Annotated in this window: 20 protein-coding genes; 17 read left to right on the top strand and 3 right to left on the bottom strand. The window is 66.5% G+C overall.

The window, feature by feature from the left end; translation table 11 throughout:
- Positions 1–4: 4 nt before the first annotated feature.
- The 3 genes from PG2T_RS04840 to PG2T_RS04830 all read right to left on the bottom strand — a co-directional run bounded on the left by PG2T_RS04840 (position 5) and on the right by PG2T_RS04830 (position 4619).
- Positions 5–655, bottom strand: a complete 651-nt coding sequence (locus PG2T_RS04840; protein ID WP_145930996.1) for a DUF4124 domain-containing protein — start codon at positions 653–655, stop codon at positions 5–7.
- The gene (glnA, locus tag PG2T_RS04835; RefSeq protein ID WP_068803086.1) at positions 649–2058 is read right to left on the bottom strand and encodes a glutamate--ammonia ligase; all 1410 of its coding nucleotides are present in this window, start codon (positions 2056–2058) and stop codon (positions 649–651) included. Before glnA ends, PG2T_RS04840 begins: the two co-directional genes overlap by 7 nt.
- Before the next feature lie 248 nt (positions 2059–2306).
- On the bottom strand, positions 2307–4619 hold the full coding sequence (locus tag PG2T_RS04830) for a penicillin-binding protein 1A (RefSeq protein WP_068803084.1): 2313 nt from the start codon (positions 4617–4619) through the stop codon (positions 2307–2309).
- Between the two features lie 351 nt (positions 4620–4970).
- Between PG2T_RS04830 and pilM the strand changes: the two genes are divergently transcribed.
- From pilM to hemH, 17 genes are all read left to right on the top strand, one after another.
- On the top strand, positions 4971–6050 hold the full coding sequence (gene pilM / locus PG2T_RS04825; protein WP_158513151.1) for a type IV pilus assembly protein PilM: 1080 nt from the start codon (positions 4971–4973) through the stop codon (positions 6048–6050).
- Positions 6037–6597: a PilN domain-containing protein gene (locus PG2T_RS04820; protein ID WP_068803082.1), complete on the top strand. Its 561-nt coding sequence runs from the start codon at positions 6037–6039 to the stop codon at positions 6595–6597. The genes pilM and PG2T_RS04820 overlap by 14 nt, the downstream gene beginning before the upstream one ends.
- The gene (locus tag PG2T_RS04815) at positions 6594–7214 is read left to right on the top strand and encodes a type IV pilus inner membrane component PilO (protein WP_068803080.1); all 621 of its coding nucleotides are present in this window, start codon (positions 6594–6596) and stop codon (positions 7212–7214) included. Before PG2T_RS04820 ends, PG2T_RS04815 begins: the two co-directional genes overlap by 4 nt.
- Positions 7211–7738 carry a pilus assembly protein PilP gene (locus PG2T_RS04810; RefSeq protein WP_068803079.1) on the top strand — a complete coding sequence of 176 codons (528 nt, stop codon included), beginning with the start codon at positions 7211–7213 and terminating at the stop codon, positions 7736–7738. The genes PG2T_RS04815 and PG2T_RS04810 overlap by 4 nt, the downstream gene beginning before the upstream one ends.
- Positions 7739–7769: 31 nt before the next feature.
- Positions 7770–9872 (top strand): type IV pilus secretin PilQ, encoded by a 2103-nt coding sequence (gene pilQ / locus PG2T_RS04805; RefSeq protein WP_068803078.1) that lies wholly within the window; start codon positions 7770–7772, stop codon positions 9870–9872.
- A 12-nt stretch (positions 9873–9884) separates the two neighbouring features.
- Positions 9885–10421 (top strand): shikimate kinase AroK, encoded by a 537-nt coding sequence (gene aroK, locus PG2T_RS04800; RefSeq protein WP_068803077.1) that lies wholly within the window; start codon positions 9885–9887, stop codon positions 10419–10421.
- A complete protein-coding gene (gene aroB / locus PG2T_RS04795; protein ID WP_068803076.1) occupies positions 10393–11484 on the top strand; it encodes a 3-dehydroquinate synthase in 1092 nt (363 codons plus the stop codon). The genes aroK and aroB overlap by 29 nt, the downstream gene beginning before the upstream one ends.
- A complete protein-coding gene (locus tag PG2T_RS04790) occupies positions 11484–12632 on the top strand; it encodes a deoxyguanosinetriphosphate triphosphohydrolase (RefSeq protein WP_083214768.1) in 1149 nt (382 codons plus the stop codon). Before aroB ends, PG2T_RS04790 begins: the two co-directional genes overlap by 1 nt.
- Before the next feature lie 82 nt (positions 12633–12714).
- Positions 12715–13266 carry a GlcG/HbpS family heme-binding protein gene (locus PG2T_RS04785; RefSeq protein WP_068803074.1) on the top strand — a complete coding sequence of 184 codons (552 nt, stop codon included), beginning with the start codon at positions 12715–12717 and terminating at the stop codon, positions 13264–13266.
- Between the two features lie 10 nt (positions 13267–13276).
- Complete coding sequence (locus PG2T_RS04780) at positions 13277–13582, top strand: YciI family protein (RefSeq protein ID WP_068803073.1); 306 nt, start codon at positions 13277–13279, stop codon at positions 13580–13582.
- A gap of 121 nt (positions 13583–13703) precedes the next feature.
- On the top strand, positions 13704–14873 hold the full coding sequence (locus PG2T_RS04775; protein WP_068803072.1) for a thiolase family protein: 1170 nt from the start codon (positions 13704–13706) through the stop codon (positions 14871–14873).
- Positions 14870–15271, top strand: a complete 402-nt coding sequence (locus PG2T_RS04770; protein WP_068803071.1) for a Zn-ribbon domain-containing OB-fold protein — start codon at positions 14870–14872, stop codon at positions 15269–15271. Before PG2T_RS04775 ends, PG2T_RS04770 begins: the two co-directional genes overlap by 4 nt.
- Complete coding sequence (locus PG2T_RS04765; RefSeq protein WP_068803070.1) at positions 15268–17874, top strand: cation-translocating P-type ATPase; 2607 nt, start codon at positions 15268–15270, stop codon at positions 17872–17874. Before PG2T_RS04770 ends, PG2T_RS04765 begins: the two co-directional genes overlap by 4 nt.
- Positions 17875–18013: 139 nt before the next feature.
- Positions 18014–19171 carry an oxidoreductase gene (locus tag PG2T_RS04760; protein ID WP_068803069.1) on the top strand — a complete coding sequence of 386 codons (1158 nt, stop codon included), beginning with the start codon at positions 18014–18016 and terminating at the stop codon, positions 19169–19171.
- Between the two features lie 43 nt (positions 19172–19214).
- Positions 19215–19853, top strand: a complete 639-nt coding sequence (locus PG2T_RS04755) for a class I SAM-dependent methyltransferase (protein WP_202816426.1) — start codon at positions 19215–19217, stop codon at positions 19851–19853.
- Between the two features lie 142 nt (positions 19854–19995).
- Positions 19996–21018, top strand: coding sequence for a class I fructose-bisphosphate aldolase (locus PG2T_RS04750; protein WP_068803067.1), 1023 nt, complete (start codon positions 19996–19998; stop codon positions 21016–21018).
- Between the two features lie 43 nt (positions 21019–21061).
- Positions 21062–22036 carry a ferrochelatase gene (gene hemH, locus PG2T_RS04745; protein WP_202816425.1) on the top strand — a complete coding sequence of 325 codons (975 nt, stop codon included), beginning with the start codon at positions 21062–21064 and terminating at the stop codon, positions 22034–22036.
- Positions 22037–22043 lie beyond the last annotated feature (7 nt).

Below are 22043 nucleotides of genomic sequence, written 5' to 3'. Positions count from 1 at the left end.
GTAGTTAGCTGCCGCTGCGGGGCGGCGGTTTGCGGGCGGGAAGGTTCAAGGACTGGCGTTTGAAATGAAAGCGGATGGCAGGGCTCTGCTTCAGGTTCTTGCCCTGCGCGTCGCGAATGACGACCGACAGCTGGTATGTGCCGGGATCGAGATCCGTCAGGGCAAAGCCGCTGGAAGGGACGCCAGCGCCTTGCGCCACGCCGTCCAGCAGCGGGACCAGTACGTGTCCCTCGGCAAGCGGCGGGACGATCTGTGCCTGCACCTTCACCGGTCCTTGCGCGAACCAGTGCACGGCATCGTTGGCCGGCTCGGTGATCAGCAAGGTGGTGTAAGCCACCGTCTTGTCAGCTTCGGTCGGCGGCCCGGTAACGGCGGCCGGCTTTGGTACCGCCGTCGCCGGCGGCTCATCGGCGGCAGGCACGTCGATATCGATCTCGCGTGCCGCCGGGCTGGGCTGGTCCGAGAACACTGTGGAACCGTCCGGTCCCTTCGACTGATAAACCCGCGTCGCCAGGCCCGGCAGGGGCAGGGTCAAAACAACGAGACAGAACACCACAGGGCGGAAAGAAATCATGCTGACGCCCAGATCGATATGCCGGCGGCTGAAATATCCCGTGGGGGCTTCTTGCGAAGCCCCCACGGGTTTGCTCAGCAACTGTAGTACATGTCGAACTCGACCGGATGGGTCGTCATGCGCACGCGCGTGACGTCCTGCATCTTCAGCTCGATGTAGCCGTCGATCATGTCGTCGGTGAACACGCCGCCTGCGGTCAGGAAGTCGCGATCCGCGTCCAGCGCGTCCAGCGCCATGTCCAGCGAATGGCACACCTGCGGGATGGCCTTGGCTTCCTCGGCCGGCAGATCGTACAGGTCCTTGTCCATCGCCTCGCCCGGGTGGATCTTGTTCTTGATGCCGTCGAGGCCCGCCATTAGCATGGCGGCAAAGGCGAGGTAGGGGTTGGCGGTCGGGTCCGGGAAGCGCACCTCGATACGCCGTCCCTTGGGGCTGGACACCCACGGAATGCGCACCGAGGCCGAGCGGTTGCGGGCCGAGTAGGCCAGCATCACCGGTGCCTCGAAGCCGGGCACCAGGCGCTTGTAGCTGTTGGTGCCCGGATTGGTTATGGCGTTCAGCGCCTTGGCGTGCTTGAAGATGCCGCCGATGTAGTACAGCGCCAGCTCCGACAGGCCGCCGTACTTGTCGCCGGCAAACAGGTTCACGCCGCCCTTGGCCAGGGACTGGTGCACGTGCATGCCGCTGCCGTTGTCGCCGACCAGCGGCTTGGGCATGAAGGTGGCGGTTTTGCCATAGTTGTGGGCGACGTTCAGCACCACGTATTTAAGGACCTGCGTCTCGTCGGCCTTGCGCACCAGGGTGTTGAACTTGACGCCGATTTCGCACTGACCGGCGGTGGCGACCTCGTGGTGATGCACTTCCACTTCCAGGCCCATCTCCTCCATCGCCAGCACCATTGCGGTGCGGATGTTGTGCAGGGAGTCGACCGGGGGCACCGGAAAATAGCCCCCTTTCACGCCCGGCCGATGGCCCTTGTTGCCGGCCTCAAACGCGGTGCCGGAGCGCCAGTGGGCCTCCTCGGAATCGATTTCGACGAAGCTGCCGCTCAGGCCCGAGCCCCAGCGCACGTCGTCAAAAATGAAAAATTCCGGCTCCGGGCCGAAAAACGCCGTGTCGGCGATGCCGGTCGATTTCAGGTAAGCCTCGGCGCGGCGCGCCACGGACCGCGGGTCGCGCTCATAGCCCTGCATCGTGTGGGGTTCCAGCACGTCGCAGGTGATGTTGATCGTGGCCTCGTCGGTGAACGGGTCCATGACCGCCGTCTGCGTGTCGGGCATGAGCACCATGTCGGACTCGTTGATGCCCTTCCAGCCGGCGATGGACGAGCCGTCGAACATCATGCCGCGTTCGAAGAAATCTCCGTCAATGCGCGCGGCCGGGATGGTGAGGTGCTGCTCCTTGCCGCGCGTGTCGGTGAAACGCAGATCCACGAATTTGACGCTCTGCTCACCGATCTTCTTGAGCACATCAGACGCTGACATGTAGGTACGCTCCTTGGGCGGATTTCTGAACTTGGCGATCGCAAAAACTGTCCCGGGCAGATGTCCGGCCGGACATCGACTTTTGGGCCAAACATGAAAACGAATGCTGGAAAGCAGCAGATGTGCCAAGCCAGTATCCGCTCACGGTTGGCATTATCCACCGAAAACGCAGCTTCGAAATTCACCAATATGGTGCGGTCATGTCGTTCACGCCCCATAAAGGAGCGGCCATTGGGTGACTTCAAATCCTAGAACAGGTTTGATTCCCGCGCCGGTGTTGGCGTCTCCGGCGGCGGCGTTTGGGTCGCCAGGATGGCGGGAAGCCGATCGGCGCTGAACCATTCGAACAGCGTGTCCGGCCCGCTGTCGGCAGTTCGCTGGCCGCTGTGACGGTCGATTCGCAGCGCGACCAGGCCGGCGGGTGCCGGTGGGGAGCCGACCGGGAGCTCCGGCAGTATTGCCGACATGAAATTCATCCAGATCGGGAGCGCCGCGCGAGCGCCGGTTTCGCCCTTGCCAAGCGATTGCGGTTGATCGAAGCCAACCCACGCCGTGGCCAGCAAGTGGCTGTTGAAACCGGCAAACCAGGCATCCCGCTCATCATTGGTGGTGCCCGTCTTGCCGGCCAGGTCGGCGCGTCCCAGGGTCTTGGCGCGTACGGCGGTGCCGTGGTCGATCACATCCCGCAGCATGGAATTGAGGATATAGGCATCGGTGGCGGGCAGCACGCGGGGTGCGTGCGTCACCGCGTCGGTTGCTGCGGGGTCGACTTCGCAGTCAGCCTCGCAGGACACCACCTGCGGGGCTTGCCACAGCACCTGACCCTGCGAATCAAGCACGCGCTCGACCACGTAGGGGTTGACGCGAAAGCCGCCGTTGGCGATCACCGCGTAGCCGGCGGCCAGTTCCAGCGGCGTGACGGAGGCTGTGCCAAGTGCCAGGGACAGGTTGGGCGGCAAGCGCTCGGCCGCGAAACCGAACCTGAGGCAGTAGCGGCGCGTGAAATCGACGCCGACCGCGTTCAGCAGGCGTACGGAAACCAGATTGCGGGACTGCGCCAAGGCCTCACGCAGGCGCGTCGGCCCGTAAAAGCGGCCGGTGTAGTTCTCAGGTCGCCAATATCCGTCGGGGGTTTCGGCCGGGAAGGCTACCGGTGCGTCATTGATGATCGATGCCGCGGTATAGCCGGTGGCCAGGGCCGCCGCATAAATGAACGGCTTGAACGTGGATCCAGGCTGGCGCTGCGCCTGTAGCGCCCGGTTGAAGCGGCTGCGGTTGAAGTCGTAACCGCCGACCAGGGCGGTGATTGCGCCGGTGCCAGGCCGCAGGGCCACGAACGCCCCCTCGACCTGCGGCAGCTGGGCAAGGCGCCATCCGTCGGCCCCCTGCGACAGGTAAACGACGTCGCCGCTGCGCGGCTGCCAGCGGGCGCCAAAGCGATCGGCGCTCCGGTCGCCCAGGTTGATGGGGCCGGCAGCCGACAGGTATTGGCCGCTCGACAGGCGCACGGCTGGCAGCAGATCCGCGGCCGTGGGCAAGGCACGCAGGCGGGCCCGCAGCTGTACCTGATCGCCCAGTTCAGTGTCCGGCAGGCGCCCGATCGGCCCACGGAAACCGTGTCGGCGGTCGTAGGCTTGCAAACCCGACCGAAGCGCCTGATTGGCGGCCCGCTGCTGAGTGCCGAGGATCGTGGTGACGACCTGGTAGCCGTTCTCGTACGCAGCGTCGCCATAGCGTTCCAGCATCCAGGCGCGCGCCATTTCGGCGACATGGTCGGCTTCGAGTTGCGGCGCAAAGCCGTAGTGACCGGCCGTGTCCACATGCGCGAGCGCACGGCGATAGCCGTCCGCGTCCAGGTAGCCCAGGGCATGCATGCGTCCGAGCACGTAGTCGCGTCGTTCAAGTGCGCGTTGGCGATTTGCCAGCGGGTTGTCACGCGAGGGCGCCTTCGGCAGCCCCGCCAGCAGCGCCATCTCGGCCACGTCGAGTTGGTCGGCCGGCCGCCCGTAGTAAAGGTCGGCGGCAGCGCCGAAGCCATAGGCCCGGTTGCCGAGGAATATCTTGTTCACGTAAAGACCCAGAATCTGGTCCTTGCTCAAGTTTTGCTCAATACGGATCGCCAGCAGGATTTCGAGCGCTTTGCGACGAAACGATTTTTCCCGACTCAGATAAAAATTGCGGGCGACTTGCATCGTGATGGTGCTGCCGCCCTGGCGCATTTCTCCTGTGCGTAGCAGTTGCCAGGCCGCCCGTAGCAGGCCGCCGGTATCAAATCCGGGATGATCGAAAAAATTGGCATCTTCTGCCGCCAGGATTGCCTGCACCAGACGCTTGGGCAAGGCACTGCCGTCGAGCGGAACACGTCGCTGGTCGCCGAACTCGGCAATGTGCTGCCCGTCCAGGGAATAAACCCGCAGCGGCTGCGCGAGTCGGGACTGGGCCAGTTGATCGACCGCCGGCAGGTCCCGTTCGAGCAGGAGGTATCCGCCGACGGCGACCAGCGAAAGCAGTAAAGCGAGGTTCGCGATAGCCGCCGCGATAACAAGCGACAAGCGCTTCATCATGGTTCAGGGGCCCCGGTAAGTCGCCCGAGTGACGCAGCCGCACCGCGGGACACCCAGCGCCCTGACTCGGTGGCGCTGGCAGCACTCCAAACGGGCCAGTCCGGGCGGGCGGTATGCCGATGCCGCCCGGCGCTTGTTGAATTCCTGGTCCGGTTGTTGCGTTGGCAAACAGTAGGGCAGGCGTGTGATGCGCCGGACCGGGGTGCTGGGCAGTTGCACAACGGCTGGCGTTTTCCCCAGCACCCTGTGATATAAACGCTCAAGCCTTGAGCACAAGGGTCGATAGCGGTGGCAGCGGGGGGTCGCTGGGGCGATCGGGCAGGGGACACCCAAGGTTCGGATAATCACTTGATTCAAAATATCTTTAAACAAAAAATTCCGCCGTTGTTGGGGCTCGATATTAGCACGTCGGCGGTGCGGCTCCTGGCCTTCGACACCACCTCCAGAGGGTTCCAGGTGGAGTCCTGTGCGCAGGTTCGGTTGCCGCACGGAGCTGTCGCTGAAGGGTCGGTGGCGGATGCAGAGGCCGTCGCGCGGGCCGTCGGCGAAGCGTTGACCCGCGCCGGCAGCAAACGCCGTCGCGTTGCCCTGGCGGTTTCGGGATCGCAGATCATCAGTCGCCAGATTGCCATGCCGGTGGATTTCTCGGACGCGGATATCGAGCAACAGATCACTCTGGAGTCGGACCAGTACATTCCATATCCACTGGACGATGTTTATTTCGATTTCGTTGTCCTGGGTCCAAACGCTCGCAACCCGCAGACGGCTGATGTGCTGCTGGTTGTGGCGCGAAACGAGGTGGTTGACAAACGGCTAGAGACGCTCGCAGCGGCAGGACTTGGTGCCGCGGTCGTGGACGTCGAAGCGTATGCGCTGGAATCGGTGTTCCCCCTGATTGCGCCGCAGATGCCTCCCACAGCGCGCACGGGTGTTACCGCGATGGTGGATGTCGGTGCTTCAACCACGACACTGAACGTCTTGCAGGCCGGGGTCACGCTGTTCACGCGTGAACAGTCCTTCGGTGGTGAGCAGCTGCTGCAGCAAATCCAGGAGCGCTATGGCCTGGCCTATCCCGAGGCCAGCGCGGCCCTGCTGGAAGGCAGTTTCCCCGAAGAATGGCGCAGCACCGTCATCGAGCCGTTTCTGGACTCATTGGCCAACCAGGTTGGACGTTTGCTGCAGGTGTTTTTTTCCGCCACCGGACAGTCGTCATTGGACCACGTCGTGCTCAGCGGCGGCTGTGCCGGGTTGGCCGGAGCAGCTGGAATCGTGGGCCGTTATCTGGGGCTGGATACCAGGGTCGGCAATCCGTTTCTGGGTGTGGAGTTCGCGCCGGGCATCGACGCTGCCCGCTTGCGCGAACACGGTCATGCCTGGATGATCGCGGCGGGTCTGGCCATGCGGAGCACGACCGATGTCTCGCGTTAACCTGCTGCCATGGCGGCGCGTGCGCCGGCAACGCCGGCAGAACGAATTTTTGGCGATGCTCGGGGCGGGAGCTGTTGCCGCCGTTGTGATGGTGGTGGTGTGGCAATTGATCGCGATGGCGGTGGTCGGCCGGCAGGAAGACAGGAATAACATCTTGCGTGGCGAGATTGCCCTCCTGGACATAAAAATCCGTGAGATCAAGGATTTACAGGCACAAAAGGCAAAGCTGCAGGCAAGGATGGACGTGATCCAGGAATTGCAGGTCAAGCGCCCGATGTCGGTACGCCTTTTCGATGCCTTGGCACGCAGCACGCCGGAAGGGGCATTCCTTACCAGCTTCGTGCAGCGCGACTCGACCCTCAGCTTGCAGGGTTGGGCCCAGTCGAATGCACGCGTGTCCACCTACATGCATCAACTGGATGACTCCGAGGACTTCGATCCCTCGACCTTGCTTGTTGCGCGCGCTGGCGAGCACCGCAGCATGCACGCGAGTCAGTTCGAGCTTCGGGTGCCGCAACACGTAGCCAAGGACGAGCCAGCGCAATGACTCTGGATGATCTTCGCAAGTTCGATCTTCGCAGTCTGGACGTGCGCGACATTGATGTGCGGGCGGCCGGGGAATGGCCGCCGGCGGGCAAGATGTTTGCCATCGCGCTGGTGGGTTTGCTGATATTGATTGCCGGCTACTATTTCGTCATCAGCAAAACGCTGGCAGATCTCGAGGCGCGGCGCCAGGCCGAGCAGCAGCTGCGACAACAGTTTGTCGTCAAGTACCGACAGGCGGTCAATCTGGAGGCATACCGCGAGCAGCTGGTGCAGCTCAAGGAGAGCTTCGAGACCATGCGTCGGCAGTTGCCGGACAGCAACGAGATTGCAAACCTGTTGGTCGAGATTACCCAGGCCGGGCTGGGACGCGGCCTCGAATTCAAGCTGTTCCAGCCCGGCGAGGCACGTCCGACCGGCTTCTATGCGGAATTGCCCATCAGTATCGAGGTGACGGGCACCTATCATCAGTTGGCGGAGTTCGCGAGTGATGTCGCCGGTTTCCCGCGGATTGTGACCCTGCATGACCTCAGCTTGACGCCGGTTGGCAAGGATTCGAATTTGTTGGTCATGAAGGGCATGGCCAAGACTTACCAATACCAGGACGAGGACAAACCTTGAGCGGGGGCCGTAGTGCGCTGTTGATTCTGGTCTGCCTGGCGCTGGCCGGTTGCGGCAGAAGTCATGAGGATTTGCATGCCTGGATGGATGAGGTCAGGGCATCGGAGAAGGTTTCGATTGATCCATTGCCGGTCCTGAAGCCCTACGAGCAGTTCGTTTACAAGCCCGACGACCTCAAAGACCCATTCCTCGACACGCTGGAGGAACAGCGGATCGAGAATGTCGCAGGTACGGGCGGCGAGGGACCTCGCCCCGACCTTGATCGGCGTAAGGAAGCGCTGGAGGCCTATCCCTTGGATGCGCTGCGAATGGTCGGCACGCTCAGTCGGGCGAGCGCGACCTGGGCATTGATTCAGGCGCCGGATCAAACGATCAGCCGTGTCGGTGTGGGGAATTACATTGGCGAAAACTACGGCCGTGTGACGCAAGTCGAGCCCAACGTGGTGCAGTTGGTCGAGCTCATTCCAAATGGCACTGGCGGCTGGATGGAGCGTCAGGCATCAGTAGCAATCGTGGAACAGTAACGGTATGACGATGGCCAGGGAGATGAATCAAATGAAACGTCGTCATCAGTCTTTGTTCCGAAAGGCCATGAGTTGGTCGGCGGTCATGCTGCCGACACTGCTGCTGAGCACCGGTCTGCACGCGGTGACGCTGACCGGCATCGACCATGCGCCAACCCCAGCCGGGGGGCTGCAGTTGCAGATTCAGGCGGATGGTGAGCTACCGCCGGGCAACACCTTTCTGATCAGTGATCCACCGCGCTTGGTTGTCGACCTGCCTGCGGTGGGTTCCTCGCTAGCCCAGCGTACCCGGCAAATCGACTCCGGGGCTGTGCAGAGTGTGACGGTGGTGCCGGCGGACGGTCGCACGCGGCTGGTCGTGAACCTGAGTCAGGCGGTGCGCTGGACCACGCGGCCCGCTGGAAGCAAGCTCCTGATAATGCTCGAGGCTCCTTCGTCCGCGGGCATGGCGGCGGTTCGCGCCGGGACCGGGGCCGCTGTGTCATCGGGCGCACCGCGCGTCAGCGGGGTGGATTTCCGCCGCGGCGAGCGCGGTGAAGGCCGCGTCGTCGTCAGTTTGTCGTCGCCGAATGTGCAGGTGGACACCCGCCCACAGGGTGGGCGGGTAGTCATTGATTTCAAGGGCGTTGGCCTGCCGGCCGAGCTCAGCCGCCGCCTGGACGTGACCGATTTCGCGACGCCGGTGACGCGGGTGGAAACCCGCCAGTACGCCGGGGGCGTGCGGATGGAAGTGGCCACTACCGGGCCGTTCGAACATCTCGCCTACCAGGCGAACGGACTTTACACGCTTGAGGTCTCGCCGGTGCGTGACGATCCGGCCGCGCTGCGGAATGTGAAGAAGGCCTATGTCGGGGAGCCCATATCGCTCAATTTCCAGAGCATCGAGGTACGCGCAGTTTTGCAGTTGCTGGCCGACTTCACCGGCAAGAATCTGGTGGCTGCCGACACGGTTTCCGGCAACATCACGCTGCGCCTGCAGAACGTTCCCTGGGATCAGGCGCTCGACATCATTCTGACCACCAAGGGGCTTGGCAAGCGCGAAGACGGCAACGTCATGTGGGTGGCGCCGGCCGAGGAGATCGCCGCGCGCGAGCAGGCCGAGTATGAAGCGCGCCAGAAGCTGGCAGAACTTGCCCCGCTGTACACGGAATTCATGCCGGTCAACTTCGCCAAGGCGACGGATGTGGCGGGGCTTCTCAAGAGCGAAGAGCGCAAGGTCCTGACCGAGCGCGGCAACGTGACCGTCGATGAGCGCACCAACACGCTGATCGTCAACGACACCGAACAGAAATTGGCGGAGATCCGCGAGCTGATGAAGGTGCTGGACGTGCCAGTCCGGCAGGTATTGATCGAGTCGCGCATCGTCAATGCCAGCACCAATTTCAGCAAGAACCTCGGCGTCCGCTTCGGCGCCAGCGATACGCGTGACATCGCCGGGGGAACGACTGCGGTTTCGGGGAATTTGAACGGTACGACGCAGCTCCTGAATGGCGAGACCTTGGAGGCGAATGATCGGTTGAATGTGAACATGCCGGCACAGCGCTTGCAGGGCGTGCCGTTCAACCCGACATCGATTGGCCTTGCCATCGCCAAGCTTCCCTTCGGGCGCTTGCTGGAACTTGAACTGTCGGCGTTGCAGGCCGAGGGCGAAGGCGAGATCATATCGAACCCGCGTGTGGTGACGTCGAACCAGAAGGAAGCGATCATTTCGCAGGGCACCGAGTTTCCGTATCAGGAGGCCGCCGCCAGTGGCGCGACCAACACGGAGTTCAAGGAAGCCGTGTTGCAGTTGAAGGTGACGCCGCAGATCACGCCGGACGATCACATCATCATGGATATCGAAGTCAATAAAGACGCCCTCAACACCACGGCCACCAACAATAATGGTGAGCCGGCCATCGACACGCAAAAGGTGCAGTCGCAGGTGCTGGTGAACGATGGCGAGACCATCGTGATCGGCGGTATCTACGAGCAGACCAAGACCAATAATGTGGTCCGCACGCCATTTTTTGGCGACCTGCCGTACATCGGCATGCTGTTTCGCAACAGAAGCGGCAGCAACGAGAAGAAGGAACTGCTGATCTTCGTGACGCCCAAGATCGTGCGCGAGGGGCTGGCCACGGTCAATCCGTAGGGCGTCCACCGCATGGCGCGGCGCAGTATTTTTCTTGTCGGCCCGATGGGGGCCGGCAAGACGACGGTCGGGCGTCGGCTGGCGCAGAATCTAGGGCTCGAGTTTTTCGACAGCGACGAGGAAATCGAGCGTCGCACCGGTACCACGATCCCGATCATCTTCGAGATCGAGGGCGAGGCCGGTTTTCGCAAGCGCGAACATCAGGTGCTCAGCGAGCTGACAGCCCTGTCCGGCGTGGTGCTGGCTACCGGTGGCGGTGCTGTGCTGCTGCCGGAGAACCGGGAACTGCTGCGCAGCCGTGGTACGGTGGTGTACCTGCGAACTTCGGTCGCCGAGCAGTTGCGCCGCACGCGAAGTTCGACTCATCGCCCATTGTTGCAGGCTGACGACCCTGAGCAGCGTCTGCGCGATCTGGCCGAGATGCGCGAGCCGCTGTACGAAGCGGTGGCGGACATCGTGGTCGAGTCACCGGGCCGCAAGGTGGGCGCCACTGTCAAGGACGTTCTGGATCGTTTGGCGGATGCGCACTTTACGACTGGACCTGGCTGAACGCAGCTACCCCATTCATATTGGGTCCGGTCTGCTGGATGATGGCGCCCTCTACCGCCCGTACATCCGGGGTCGGCGGGTGGTTGTGGTCAGCGACAGTCAGGTAGCGGGGCTGTATGGGGCGCGGGTGTGTGCGGCGCTGGCCGATTACCGGCCGCTGTTGCTCCAGTTCCCGCCGGGGGAGGGCTCCAAGACCCTGGAAACCTACGCCACGCTCGCAGACGGTCTGATCGAAGGCCGTTTCGACCGGCGCGTGGCCTTGGTGGCGCTCGGTGGCGGCGTAGTCGGCGACATGACGGGCTTTCTGGCGGCCACCTACCAGCGTGGCGTGGACTTCATCCAGATACCCACCACACTGCTCGCGCAGGTGGACTCCTCGGTCGGCGGCAAGACCGGGGTCAATCGGCCGGGCGGCAAGAATATGCTAGGGGCCTTCCATCAGCCGCGCTGCGTGCTGGCGGACACCGGTACGTTGAGCAGTTTGCCGCGACGCGAACTGGCGGCCGGGCTTGCCGAGGTCATCAAGTACGGATTGATTGCGGATGCCGGGTTCCTGGCGTGGATCGAGCGCGAACTGGGCGCCCTGTTCGAGGGCGACGAAGTTGCGCTGCAGCATGCCGTCTACCGGTCCTGCGAGATCAAGGCCGCGATCGTCGCCGCCGACGAGCGCGAGTCCGGCCAGCGGGCGCTTTTGAATCTGGGCCATACCTTCGGGCACGCGGTGGAGGCGGCAACCGGGTATGGCGCCTGGTTGCACGGTGAGGCGGTGGGCCTGGGAATGCTGATGGCGTCCGATCTGTCGCATCGCCTCGGTCGCCTGCCGGGCGAGGCGGTTGCGCGCATAGCGGCGTTGCTCGAACGTGCTGAATTGCCGACACGGCTGCCCGCCGACATCCCCACGGACACGCTGCTCGGCTACATGGCGGGCGACAAAAAGGTGCTGGACGGGCAACTGCGGCTGGTGGCGCTGGACGGGATCGGTCAGGGCGTGATCGTCAGCGGCGTTGAGGCCGAGGTTCTGGCGGCCGTAATCGACGCCGCACGAGCGCCCATGGCCGCCTGATGGCGCTCGCGCCCTACGCCGCGAGTGACGACAACAGCCGCGGCCGGCGTCATGCCGAGCCGGCGCCGGGTGATCGCACGCAGCACCAGCGCGATCGGGACCGCATCATCCACTGCGGCGCATTCCGGCGTCTTGAATACAAGACGCAGGTGTTCGTCAATCACGAAGGCGACATGTTCCGCACCCGCCTCACGCACTCGCTGGAGGTGGCGCAAATCTGTCGCTCGCTGGCGCGCTCGCTGGGTTTGAACGAAGAACTCGCCGAAGCCATATCGCTGGCGCACGACCTGGGTCACACGCCGTTCGGCCACGCCGGGCAGGATGCGCTGAACGCCTGCATGAGCGACTACGGCGGTTTCGAGCACAACGTGCAGTCGCTGCGTATCGTCGACAGCCTGGAGCAGCGCTACCCGGCGTTTCCGGGCATCAACCTGAGCTTCGAGACGCGCGAGGGCATCCTGAAGCACTGTACGCCGCAAATTGCCGCCAAGCTGGGCGATGTCGGCGAGCGCTTTTTGTCGGGCGGGCAGCCAACGCTCGAAGCGCAGCTGACCAATCTCACCGACGAGATCGCCTACAACTCGCACGACCTGGATGACGGCCTGCGGGCCGGCATGCTGAGCTTCGAGCAGCTGGCCGACGAGTCGACTTTCTTCAAGACCCACCACGATGCCGTGCACCGCGAATTTGGCGCGCTGCCCGGCAGGGTCGGTCAGCACGAGATCATCCGTCGCATCATCAAGGCGCAGATCGCGGATCTGCGCCAGACCAGCGCCGCGCAGCTGGCCGCGGCCGGCGTGACGAGCCTGGACGCGGTGCGACGCAGCGCCGGTCCGCTGATTGCCTTTGGCGATGCCATGCGCGCCGACAACGATCGCCTGAAGGCCATCCTGAACCGCAGCGTCTACCAGCACTACCGCGTGCGGCGCATGAGCAGCCGCGCCCGGCGCGTGGTCACCGACCTGTTCGGCGCGTTCCTGGACGACCCCTTGCTGTTGCCGCCCGATGCCCTGGCCCGCGTCGAGCAGCGCGAGCAGGACCACGGCCGGCGTGGCCGGGCGCGGGCGGTGGCCGACTACGTCGCCGGCATGACCGATCGCTATGCCCTGGCGCAGCATGCGGCGCTGCTGGGCAGCGTGCCGGACTGACGCGTGCCGCGTGCGCCCGGCGCTGTGAGAAGCTAGCGGCAGTCCGCAGGCTGGCCAAAATTCACACAGCGAGGAGCGCACCGTGCGCGAACTGACCCTGGAAGAAGTACAGACTATTCTCACCGAGGGCGTGGTCTTGGCCCGTGCCAAGGGTTTCCCGTCGACCGTTGCCGTCGTGGACATGGGCGGCAACCTGCGGGGCGTGCTACGCCCGGAGAAGGGCCGCATCGCCAATCCGGACATCGCCATCAAGAAAGCCTGGACGGCGGCCGCGCTGCACCGCAGCACAGCGCAGGTGCGCGAGTTGATGATTACTCCGGACCGCTTCGGCCATGGCCTTCAGTTCACCGACGAGCGTTTTTGCATGGTGGCCGGCGGCTTTCCGATCAAGGACGAGGCCGGCGACATCATTGGCGGCGTCGGCACCAGCGGCGGGCCGGTCGAACTGGACATCGAGTGTTCACTGGTCGGCCTGCGCAAGCTCGGTTTTCCAACCGATTTTGCAGATCCCCTGGCTGCCACGGCCACGCCCGGCAAGGCTGCCAAGACCGCCAAAGCGGCCAAGGTGGCAGCTTCCGCGAAGGCCGGCAAATCCACCGCGCCGGCCAGGGGCGGCGCCAAACGCAAGAAGTAAGGAGGTTCCCATGCTTTATGCAATCTGGATCGAGGATGTGGCCGACAGCCTGCCGCGGCGGCTGAAGGTACGCGAGGCGCACCTGAATCGCCTGCGCGGATTCGTGACCGAGGGCAAGGTGAAAATGGCCGGCCCGTTTCCGAAGGTGGCCGGCGAGGATCCGACCAAGACCGGTTTCGCGGGCGGCCTGATCGTGGCCGACTTCGACAGCGCGGAAGCCGCCGAGCAGTGGCTGAAGGAAGATCCCTACTACGCCGAAGGGGTGTTCAAGAACTACTGGATACAGCCCTACATCAAGGTGTTGCCGGCGGACTGAGCCGCTGCGCCGGGCGCCGCGCTGCTACGCCGCCGGCGCGCGGCGCGGGAATCTTCAGCCAGCGCGCCGCGCGGCCACTTTCTGACCGGCGGCCTGATTCTTTCCGCATCACGGAGTGCGCATGTCCGCCGCCGTTGCCATTGCTGCCGTGTCTGAGCTGACGCCCGGTCGGTACCCGGAGTGTTCAACCCACAGTCTGTATCAGGCCGCCATCGCCCGGCTGCTGGCCCAGTGGCCCATCGAGCCCACCGACATCCAGGGCCTGCTGGTGGCACCGGCCGGCATGGCCGACGGGGTGTCGGACAACATCTTCGTGCACGAGCGCCTGGTGGAGGAACTGGGCCTGGAGGCGACCTTTGCCGAGACCCTCAACGTCGGCGGCTCCACGCATGCGGTGATGGCCATCCGCGCCGCGCTGGCCATTCGCGCCGGTCTTGCCGATGGCGTGCTGTGCGTGTCGGCCGGGCGCTTTCCGAACGTGGGCGGTGGTGGCGCGCAGCGCAACACGCGCATCTTTGCCCACCCCGATTTCGACAGCCTGTACGGGCCGTACATTCCGCCCATTTATGCACAGGTCGCCACGCGCCACATGCACGAGTACGGCATCGGCCGCGAGGCGATGGCGGCGGTCGCCGTCGGCCAGCGTGCCTGGGCCTTGCGCCACCCGCAGGCGCTGATGGCGCGCAAGGGTGCGCTCAGGGCCGACGAGGTGATCGAATCCCGACCCATCGCCTCGCCGTTTCATTTGCTGGACTGTTCGGTGCCCTGCGACGGCGGCGGGGCGTATCTGGTCGCCAGCGAGCGGCTGGCCAGACGGCTGAATCCGCGGCCGGCCTGGTTGCGCGGCTTTGGCGAAATCCATCGCCGCGCCAACATCAGCCAGCTACGCACACTGGACGACCTGGGTGGCCAGACCGCGGCCCAGGCGGCCTTCCGCATGGCGGATCTGACGCCCGCGGACGTGCGCCTGGCGCAGCTGTACGACTCGTTCAGCTACAACCCGATCCTGGGCGTCGAGCACATGGGCCTGGTGCCGGCCGGGCAGGGCGGGCGGTTTTTTCTGGATGGCCGCGGGGCGCCGGGCGGCGATCTGCCGGTCAACAGCAACGGCGGCCTGCTGTCGTTCGGCCACACCGGCGATGCCTCCGGCCTGTCGGTGATCGCCGAGGCGGCGCTGCAGGTGATGGGCCGCGCCGGCGAGCGGCAGGTGAACGCGCCGGTCGCGCTGGTGCATTGCTACGGCGGCATGATGAGCGAGCACGCCGTGCTGTTGCTGGGGGACGCGCCGTGAGCAAGCTGCTGCCGAATATCGACGACCTGACCCGGCCGTTCTGGGACGCCGCTCAGCAAAGGCAGCTGCTGATGCAGCGCTGCGTCGATTGCGATGCCTACGTCTGGCATCCGCAGCCCTGGTGCCGCGCCTGCTACGGGCAGCGCCTGGCCTGGCAGCCGGTGCGCGGGGTGGCCGAACTGTTCACCTACTCGGTGGTGCACTACGCGCCGCTGCCGGGCTATGCGAACGAGGTGCCTTACGTGCTGGCCACGGTGCGCCTTGCCGAAGGCCCGCAGATGATGACCAACCTGGTCGGCTGCGACTGGCGCCAGGTGCACATCGGCATGCCGCTGCGGCTGTGCTGGGAGGCGCGGGCCGACGGTTTTCTGGTGCCACAGTTCACGCCCGTGGGATGAGCGCGCCACAGGCGCCGTGGAGCCAGGCCGCGGCAGAGGTGACCGGCGGGCTGGGCGTGGACCCGGCAGTCGGCCTCGATTCCGCGCAGGTGGCGCAGCGCCTGCGGCGGGACGGTCCGAACCGCCTGCCCGCGGTCAAGCCGCGCAGCCTGCTGGCCATCCTGTGGGCGCAGGTGCGCAGTCTGCTGGTGGGCCTGCTGGCGCTGGCGGCCGGCATCGGTTTCCTGTCCGGCGACACCGTGGAGGCCTACGCCATCCTGGCGGTGATCGCGCTCAACACCGGCATCGGTTTTTTCAGCGAACTGCGGGCGGTGCGCTCCATGGAGGCGCTGCGCCGGCTGGGGGTCACCACCTGCCGGGTGCGTCGCGACGGCGCGCTGCGGGAACTGCCCGCCGAGGCGTTGGTGGTGGGCGATGTCGTGCTGCTGGAAGGCGGCGATCTGGTGCCGGCCGACCTGCGTGTGCTGGACAGCGCGCGCCTGCAGGTGGACGAATCGGCGCTCACCGGCGAGTCGCTGCCGGTGACCAAGCATGCCGATCCGGTACCGCTGGATGCGCCACTGGCCGAGCGCGCCTGCATGCTGTACCGGGGCACGGCGGTCGCGGCCGGCACCGTGCTCGGCGTCGTGACCGCCACCGGCCTGGCCACGGAACTGGGCATGATCAGCCGCCTGGTGGCCCAGGCCAAGCCGCAGGCGACGCCGCTCGAAAAACGTCTCGATCGCCTCGGCCAACGCCTCGCCGTGCTGGCGCTGGTGATCGCCGCGGCGATCGCGGCCACCGGTCTGGCCGCGGATCGCGACCTGATGCTGATGGTGATGACCGGCATCGCGCTGGCGGTGGCGGCGCTGCCGGAGGGTCTGCCGGTGGTGGCCACGCTGTCGCTGGCGCGCGGCATGCACCGCATGGCGCGCCGCAACGCCCTCATCAGTCGCCTGGCGGCGGTGGAGACACTGGGCGCCACCACCGTCATCTGCACGGACAAGACCGGCACCCTGACCGAGAACCGACTCGCCGTCACGCACCTGGTGCTGCCCGGCGCAGGGCCGCTGGAAGTGCCTGCCGATGCCGTGCCGGCATCCCTTGCCGATGCGCGGGACCGGCTCCTGCATGCCGGCCGCTTGTGCAACAACGCCGCCCTGCACGGCGACGGTGGCGTGGGCGATCCGCTGGAAGTGGCCTTGTTGCAGGCCGCCCTCGGCATAACGCTGACGGACCCAGAGCGCCTGCGCGAGGAGCCCTTCGATCCGGTGCGGCGCCTCATGGCCACCGTGCACGGCCTGCCCGGCGGCTACCGGGTCGCGGTCAAGGGCGCGCCGGAGGCGGTATTGGCGCGCTGCGTGGCGGTGGCCGAAGGCAGCGACTCGCCGCCACCGCTCACCCGGACGCAGCGCGAGCAGTGGCTGGCCGCCAACGAGGCGCTGGCCGGGCGTGGGCTGCGCGTGCTGGCGCTGGCCGAGCGCTACAGCAACGATGCGCTGGCCGATCCTTATGCGGATCTGACCGTGCTTGGCCTGGTCGGACTCATGGATCCGCCGCGCGGTGACGTGCTTGCGGCCATCGACCAGTGCCGGGACGCCGGCATCCGGGTGGTGATGGTGACCGGTGACCAGCCGGCCACGGCCAACCATGTGGCTCAGACGCTGCATCTGATCGAGCCGCACGCCGATGGCCTGGCCGCCGTGGTGCTGCCCGGCGAGGCCCTCGAACGTCCGCAGGATTTCGGCGGCGAAGACGCAGTCCTGGCCGCAACCGTCTTTGCGCGCGTCAGCCCGGCACAGAAGATGGCGCTGGTGACCCGCCTGCAGGCGCGCGGCGAGGTGGTTGCCATGACCGGCGATGGCGTCAACGACGCGCCGGCCCTGAAGCAGGCGGATATCGGCATCGCCATGGGCCTGCGCGGTACGCAGGTGGCGCGCCAGGCAGCCGCCATGGTGCTGCGCGACGATGCGTTCTCCAGCATCGCGGCGGCGGTGGGGCAGGGGCGGGTGATCTTCGGCAACATCCGCCGCTTCGTGGTGTATTTGCTGTCCTGCAATCTGAGCGAGGTGCTGGTGGTCGGGCTGGCGACGCTGGCCGGTGGGCCGCTGCCGCTGTTGCCGCTGCAGATCCTGTTTCTGAATCTGGTGACGGACGTCTTCCCGGCGCTGGCGCTGGGTGCCGGCGAGGCCGACGGCAGCGAGATGCGCCAGCCGCCGCGCCCATCCGGCGAGCCGCTGCTGACCAGGCAGCACTGGTGGCAGATCGTCGGCCACGGCGCCAGCATCACCGCCGCCACGCTGCTGGCCTTTGCGCTGGCCCTGGGGCTGCTTGCGGCTACGGCGCAGCAGGCGGTGGTGGTGGCGTTTCTGACCCTGGCGCTAGCGCAGTTGTGGCATGTGCTGAACATGCGCCCGCCCGGCAGCCGGCGACTGGACAACGCCGTCACGCGCAATCCTTACGTGTGGGGCGCGCTGGGCGTGTGTCTTGGTCTGCTCGGATTGGCCGTGTACTGGCGGCCGCTGGCGCAGGTGCTGCATCTGGCGCCACCGGATGCGCGCCAGTGGGGCCTGATCGCGGCAGCCAGTCTGCTGCCACTGTTGCCGGGAATGCTGCGGCGGTGATGCGGCGCGGTGGCCGTTCGGCCTTGCGGTGTCCGGGCGTCGCGGCGGCAGGTCGCGGCCGCATCCTGCATACAATGGCCGCCGGGCGGCCGCCGTTGGCGGGTGTCGTCGGCTCGGCTACCACTCAGAGGCGATGGTCATGAACGAATCTGGCGCATTGTTCGAACCGGTCCGCATCGGCAGCCTGGCCCTGCCCAACCGGGTGGTCATGGCGCCGATGACGCGCTCGTTCTGTGGTGAGGCCGGCGTGCCCGGGCCGCAGGTGGCGCGCTACTACGCGGCCCGCGCCGCGGCCGGTACGGGCCTCATCTTCACCGAGGCCACGGTGGTGGACATGGGTCCGGCGCGCGGCTACCGGGGCGTGCCGGGCCTGTGTGATGACGCGCAGGAAGCCGCTTGGCGGGCCGTGGTGGATGCCGTGCACGCGGCCGGCGGCCGGATCATGGTTCAGCTGTGGCACTGCGGGCGGCTGTCACACCCGCGCGCCACTGGCGGCGCCCAGCCGTTGGCGCCCAGCGCCGTGGCGGCGAGCGGGCCGTATATCGACGTAGCGGACCCGGCGACCTTCGACGGGCACCTGAGTTACGTCGAGCCGCGGCCGATGACGCAGGCCGACATCGATGCCGTGACCGGCGAATTTGCCGCCGCGGCCGGCCGCGCGCAGCGCGCCGGCTTCGACGGGGTGCTGTTTCACGGCGCCAGCGGCTACCTGATCCAGCAGTTCTTCAACGCCGACAGCAACCGCCGCGACGACGCCTACAACGGCGACACGGCCGCCCGCGCGCGCTTCGCCTGCCAGATCGTCAGCGCGGCCCGCAGCAAGACCGGCGCCGGCTTCCCGTTGTTGATGGGCCTGTCGCAGTTCTCGGTCAGCGATTACGGCTGGGTGACGTGGCCGACGCCGGCCGACCTGGCGGTGACGGTGAATTGCCTCAAGGCGGCCGGGGTCGACGGCTTTCACGTCGCCGCGCACCGCATCGAAACGCCCGGCTTCCCGGCCGCCGCCGACCCGGCCGGGCACGGACTGGCCTGGCATGTACGTCAGGCCTCCGGCTTGCCGGTCAGCGCCGCCGGCGGGGTGACCTACAGCACCACCATCGGCGAGTCGCTGATGGGCGCCGACAGCCAGATTGCCGATCCGGCCCAGGCCGCCCGCCTGCTGGGCAGTGGCGATGCCGACCTGATCGCGGTCGGCCGTGCCATGGTCGCCAACCCGGACTGGGCCGCCAAGGTGCGGGCCGGACGCTGGCAGGAGCTGGCGCCGTTCCGGCGCGAGGTGCTGGCGACACTGGTCTGACCGTCGTTGGCCCGTCATGCAGCGGCAACCGGAACCGGAGTTGATGGACGCAGCCGAGCAGGCCGCGGCCTATGCCAGTGCCGATTTTTCCGCTCCGCACCAGTTCCTGGTCGATCAGATCAGCCGCCTGTTGCCGGTCCTGCCAGTGGCAGCGCGGGTGCTCGACCTGGGCTGCGGACCGGCGGACGTGAGCCTGCGTTTCGCGCGCGCCTTTCCCGGCTGGCAGATCGACGGCGTGGACGGCGCCGAAGCCATGCTGAAACTCGGCCGGGCGCAGGTGGCTGCAGCCGGGCTTGCGGCGCGGGTGCGCTTGCACCGGGCGCTGCTGCCGAACGACCCGCTGCCCGGCGCTGGCTACCAGGTCATCCTCAGCAACAGCCTGTTGCACCACCTGCACCGGCCACAGGTGCTGTGGCAGGCGGTACGCGCCGCCGCCGCGCCCGGCGTGGCGGTGTATGTCACGGACTTGCGGCGCCCGGCCGACGAGGGCAGCCTGCGTCGTTTGGTCGACACCTACAGTGGGCCTGAACCGGCGGTACTGCGGCGCGATTTCGAGGCGTCGCTGCGGGCGGCGTTCACGCCGCAGGAAGTGCATGCCCAACTCGGCCTCGCCGGACTGCAGGAACTGGCCGTGCGCGAGCTGACGGATCGCCATCTGGCGGTGTTCGGGTACCTTCGCTGATCGATACGGCTGCGATCCGCGACGGGCGCTGTTGTCGTTGATTACCGTCCAGTGGGCGTCATGTACACCCCCTATAATTGCGCGCCTGATGGCCGGCGCGAGCGCCGTGGCCTGCTTCAAACCCGCCCTGAGGATCCGTCAGATGAATACGACCGAACTGGAAGCCACCGTGCGTGCCATGACTGCCCGCGGCAAGGGCCTGCTGGCGGCGGACGAGAGCAGCGGCACCATCAAGAAGCGTTTCGACAGCATCGGTCTTGAGTCCACCGAGACCAACCGCCGCGACTATCGGCAGATGTTGTTCACCACCGAGGGTCTGGAGCAGGCGGTGTCGGGCGTGATCCTGTACGACGAGACGATTCGCCAGAGCGCCGACGACGGCCGCAGCCTGGCGAGCATCCTGCAGGGCAAGGGCATCGTGCCGGGCATCAAGGTCGACAAGGGCACCCTCGCCATGGCGCCGGGCAGCACCGAGAAGCTGACCGAAGGTTTCGATGGTGTCGCCAAGCGCTACGAGGAGTACTACCGGCTGGGCGCCCGTTTCGCCAAATGGCGCGCCGTGTACAGCATTACCGACCAGCTGCCGTCGGCGCGCAACATCCTGCTGAATGCGCAGGGCCTGGCGCGCTATGCCGCGATCACCCAGCAATCCGGCCTGGTGCCGATCGTCGAGCCCGAAGTGCTGATGGACGGTGCGCACACCCTCGAGCGCTGCGAGGAGGTCACCACCACCGTGTTGCAGGCCGTATTCCAGGCACTGGCCGTCGAAGGCGTGGCGCTGGAGCTGATGGTGCTCAAGCCCAACATGGTGATTTCCGGCAAGGAATGTCCGGTGCAGGCCGGTGCCCGCGAGGTGGCCGAGGCCACGGTGCGCTGCTTCCGGCGCACGGTGCCGGCGGCGGTGCCGGGCATCATGTTCCTGTCCGGTGGCCAGGGCGACGTGCAGGCCACGGAAAATCTGAACGCCATCAATGCCCTGTCGGCGCACCATCCGTGGGTGTTCAGCTTCTCCTACGGCCGCGCCCTGCAGGCGCCGGCGCTGAAGGCCTGGGGTGGCAAGCAGGAAAACGTCGCCGCCGGCCAGCGGGCGCTGCACAAGCGTGCGCTGCTCAACGGCGCCGCCTGCCGCGGCGAGTACCAGGCGCAGATGGAGCAGGCCGCCTGAAGACACGGCTGGCGCGTCCCGTGTCTGAATGGTCGGGGCGCGCGTGAATCCACGTAGCGGCGTGCTGCTGGTCAACCTCGGCAGTCCAGCGGCGCCGACGCCTGCCGCGGTGCGGCGTTACCTCAAGCAGTTCCTGAGCGACCGGCGGGTGGTGAACCTGCCGCCGCTGCTGTGGCAACCGATCCTGCGCGGCATCGTTCTGACCACCCGGCCGCGCCGTTCGGCGCGGCTTTACAAAAGCGTGTGGACCGCCGAGGGCGCGCCGTTGGTGGTGAACACCCGGCGCCAGGCGGCCGGTCTGGCCACGCGCCTCACCGGGCAGGGCGTCGCGGTGGCGTTTGCCATGAGCTATGGCGCGCCGTCGCTGGCGCAGGGGCTCGCGCAGCTTGCCGGCTGCGAGCGGGTGCTGGTGCTGCCGATGTTCCCGCAGCATTCGGCCAGCACGCAGGGCGCCGTGTTCGACGCCCTGGCTGCGGCGCTGCGGCCCGCCATGCGTCTGCCGACGCTGCGTTTCGTGGCCGATTTCCACGACCATCCGGGCTACATCGACGCCTTGGCCGCGAGCGTGCGCGCGCACTGGGCGGTTCACGGCCGGGGTGATCGCCTGTTGATGTCCTTCCACGGCCTGCCGCAGCGCAATGTCGACCGCGGTGATCCCTATGCCGGGCAGTGCGCGCGCACGGCGCGCCTGCTGGCCGACGCGCTGGATCTGAAGGACGATCAGTGGCAGCTGGCCTACCAGTCCCGCTTCGGCAAGGCGCGCTGGCTGGAGCCGGCCACCGACGCCACGCTGCGCGCCTGGGGCGCACAGGGTCTGGCGCGGGTGGACGTGGTCTGCCCGGGTTTCGTCGCCGACTGCCTGGAGACGCTGGAGGAAATCGCCAGCGGCGGCCAACGCATCTTTCAGGCCGCCGGTGGTGGCCAGTTCCGGTACATTGCCAGCCTCAACGACAGCCCGGCCTGGCTGGATGCGCTGGCGGATCTGCTGCGGGCGCAGCTGGCCGGCGACTGCCAGTGACGGAGCT

This window comes from Immundisolibacter cernigliae (assembly GCF_001697225.1).
Classification (GTDB): domain Bacteria; phylum Pseudomonadota; class Gammaproteobacteria; order Immundisolibacterales; family Immundisolibacteraceae; genus Immundisolibacter; species Immundisolibacter cernigliae.
This window is presented reverse-complemented; position numbering and strand designations above follow the sequence as displayed.